General features: G+C 62.1%; 4 protein-coding genes and 1 tRNA gene. 1 reads left to right on the top strand and 4 read right to left on the bottom strand.

Annotated elements, in window-relative coordinates:
* Positions 1-697 (top strand): tyrosine-type recombinase/integrase (locus GXP34_00310; GenBank protein NOY54416.1); only part of this gene is annotated, 697 nt, incomplete at its 5' end.
* 163 nt (positions 698-860) lie between these two features.
* Here GXP34_00310 and GXP34_00305 read toward each other — a convergent pair.
* From GXP34_00305 to GXP34_00290, 4 genes are all read right to left on the bottom strand, one after another.
* Positions 861-1,631 (bottom strand): serine protease, encoded by a 771-nt coding sequence (locus GXP34_00305; protein ID NOY54415.1) that lies wholly within the window; start codon positions 1,629-1,631, stop codon positions 861-863.
* A gap of 181 nt (positions 1,632-1,812) precedes the next feature.
* The gene (locus tag GXP34_00300; protein NOY54414.1) at positions 1,813-2,400 is read right to left on the bottom strand and encodes a hypothetical protein; all 588 of its coding nucleotides are present in this window, start codon (positions 2,398-2,400) and stop codon (positions 1,813-1,815) included.
* 17 nt (positions 2,401-2,417) lie between these two features.
* The gene (locus GXP34_00295; protein NOY54413.1) at positions 2,418-2,681 is read right to left on the bottom strand and encodes a hypothetical protein; all 264 of its coding nucleotides are present in this window, start codon (positions 2,679-2,681) and stop codon (positions 2,418-2,420) included.
* Positions 2,682-3,239: 558 nt separating this feature from the next.
* Positions 3,240-3,316, bottom strand: a tRNA-Ala gene (locus GXP34_00290).
* Between the last annotated feature and the right edge of the window lie 16 nt (positions 3,317-3,332).

The raw sequence follows: 3,332 nt of genomic DNA, 5'->3' as shown, positions 1-3,332 counted from the left end.
CTCCCTCGTCCTCCCCTGCTTCGGTACCCGGCGGCTCCGTGACATCACCCGACACGACGTTCAGGACTGGATCAGTGAACTCGCCGAGGAGGGCTATGCGCCTGCCACGATCCAGCTCGCCTACGGGTCGGTGTCCATGGCGTTCAACGCCGCCACAGACGACGCCCTCATCCAACGCACACCCTGTGCGGATGTGAACCTCCCCAAACGCATCGAGACCGAGAAGCGGTTCCTCAGCGTGGACGAACTCCACGACCTCGCCGACACCATCGACCCCCGCCACCGCACCCTTGTCCTGACCGCTGGCTACACCGGGGCACGGTTCGGGGAACTCGCCGCCCACCTCGACCACCACGGCACCGGACGCACTGACCGGGTCTTCACCGCACCGCAAGGCGGCCCGCTCCGGCGCCGTAGCTTCCGGCAGCGATTCTGGCTCCCCGCCGTGGCGGCATCCGTCGGACAACCCATGCGGTTTCATGACCTGAGACATACCCACGCTGTGCTGCTGATCGCAGCGAACACGCACCCGAAGCTACTCCAGGCACGACTCGGCCACACGTCGATCAAGACCACCCTCGACATCTACGGGCACCTCTACGAACCCCTCGACGAAGTCGCCGCCGACCGCCTCGAACAGATCATCGCCGACGCGATCGCTCACAGAACGCGCACAGAGCGAGGATTAGAGCTGTAGGGCAGCAAGGCTGAAATGACGGGCTGCCCTTGGGACACAGGGGCTACTTCCTGGTGGAGGTGACGGGATTTGAACCCCTGGCCCCTACGTTGCGAACGCAGCGCCCCCACCACTCTGACCGGGTCATATCTGCTCTGACCGGGGGTTTTGTGCTCAACACCTCTCACCGTCTTGCATGGTTTCGCAGCGTTTCGCGCGCGGAGCGCGCACGGTCATCAGCGTATCCATCCTCCGCAGCCGACTCCGGAAACCCTGTCCCTTCCATGGGGCCGCCGGATACCGCGGAGAAACCCCGCCGACTCTCGAGACATGCCGAGGGGAGGTCCTCGTCGAGTCCTGCGATGGTACGACAGATCCAATCCGCATGAATCGCCACATTCGTGTTGATTCCTGGCGTACCACCAGCACATGATCGACCCCAGCTCACGATCCCGACGAGGCGCGGTGTATTCGGTTTTCCGGGTTCTCCGGCGATCACTGGGCCACCACTGTCGCCGACACAAGTCTGCCCGCCACCCATTGTGCACAAGGCATCGATGGGAAGGGCCTCTTCCCTCATAGTCAGATCGCGAGCGCACCCGGCACGTTCGACGACGGTGGTGCGAAGCGAGGTGAGCTGACAAGGGAACGAACCATCCGTCCCCTGTCGGCCCCATCCGCGGACGATCACCTGCTCCCCGGTGATCTCGGTTTCGGTGCTCATTGAAACCGGCAATGCGTTCGTTGATCTGTCGAGAATGAGGACTGCTAGATCGGAGCCCTTGCTTGGAGCACGGTACGCCGGGTGAGTGTGTATCGCTTCGACACGAATGCGCTCTGCCGGTGACTGTGTCGGTTCGCAGAGGTCAACCTGACCGGCAACAACGTTCATCTGCTCGGCCCCGCGCCCATCGATACAGTGTGCAGCGGTGAGAACGACCCGAGAGCCGATCACCGCGCCAGCACAGAACTGCGCGACGAACGGACTCCGACTTTCCGTCGCGAGGACGATCGCCACAGTTGCCCCCGGATCAGCAGCCGGTGGTCGCACTTCTTGATCCAGCGAGGTCCCCGGCACCTCGGTGGTGGACTGACGAGACATCAAGAGTATCAGGCTCAGGACCAGGGCCAGGGTCCTAGGACGACAGCTCATCTTCGCAATACCGGCCATCGTCGCCGCAGAGTGTGATATGGAAGTTCGGGATCTCGAGCGTCCCCGTGCGGCCACCGGATCGGTAGGTGATCGACACGCCTCTGATTGCCCCTCCGGTTGGTTCCGTCCGGCGCACACCCAAGACCACCTGAGTCACGGAATCCGGGGAGGTAGGGTCACACTCGGGGACCGCGTACGTACCCAGAGCATCACTAGCCCAACCCTCAGGTGGGAAGCCGTAGACCGCTCCGATGAACCCATCCCGCTGCACTACACCGGAGATCTCGACAGCCCCGATGAGTTCTGCCGCGCCGTCGATCTTCAAGGCATCGACCGACTCCAGGAAGACGCCCGGACCGGTGGCACACACGGAGTGCCCGGTAGAGCCAACCGAGGTGCTGGAGAAGTCGTCAAAGCCGATCGTCACAACCGACTCCGGCTCGAGGCGGCCACGAAGCTCTGCACTCTGAGCGCAGGAAGCCAGGACGAGGATTGCCAGGAGTGGACCCGCGATCCACCGCCACACGGTGAGCCACGGGTCGCTGCTCTCGAGCAGTGTGCGCCGTTGCATGCTCTTCGACGGAGTCACTAGAACTTCACACGGACCCGCCGCGCCCACTTCGGGTAGTTCGTGTCACCGCAGAGTTGCCTGTTGGCCGAGAAGGTGAAGGAGATCTTGGTCTTCGAGTTGTAGCCGGATCTCGTCGTGGCCGAGAATCCCAGCACGTTGATGCCACCGGACCAGGTGACCGCAGTTGCGTTCTGCTTCGTATAGGAAGTACCAGCCTGGTATGGGTTGCAGTAGTTCGTCGTTGGCACACCGTACGGAATGTAGTAACGCGCGCCACCCACGTGGTCATTTGGGAACAAAGTACTCGTATGTCGCGGTCGGACACTGGTCGATGAGGTGCTGATAGTTGAACCGGGTCTGCGCCCGGTAGGAGCTGCTCGTCGCTGGGAGAGCGTCGTCAACACGGCGATCGACTCCGGTGCCCGGCGATGATGAGCCGTTTGCCTCTCGACTCTTCACTCGTAGGGGTTTCTGGATCACAATCGGCCTCCTGCCGCTTGACCCACTTCCCCTCGACGAAGGCGTTCAGTGGTAAGCCGGAGACGGTACCGATCCACGTGAGGTAGTCCCGTCTGATGAACTTCTCGTTGCTCTGAGTATCTTTTCGGGCTTGCAGCAATGCCATGAGATACTCCTCTCTTCGGCGGCCTTTCATTTGTGTATGTGTCAGGTAGGTCGGATTCGTCGCGTGATCCGTAGGGATTGTTTTCGCGACCTGCCGTGAGTGTTCGCGCGGTCAGGGGCCGGTCGCGCACAGAACCCGCGCGAAATAGGGATTGGAGCTGTAGGGCAAGGACCATGAAATGACGAACAGCCCTTGCGAGGCAAGGGCTGTTGACTGGTGGAGGTGAGGGGATTTGAACCCCTGGCCCCTACGTTGCGAACGTAGTGCTCTGCCGGACTGAGCTACACCCCCGGAATGGGCAGATGAT

Source organism: Actinomycetota bacterium (genome assembly GCA_013152275.1).
Lineage (GTDB): Bacteria > Actinomycetota > Acidimicrobiia > Spongiisociales > UBA4744 > BMS3Bbin01.
This window is presented reverse-complemented; position numbering and strand designations above follow the sequence as displayed.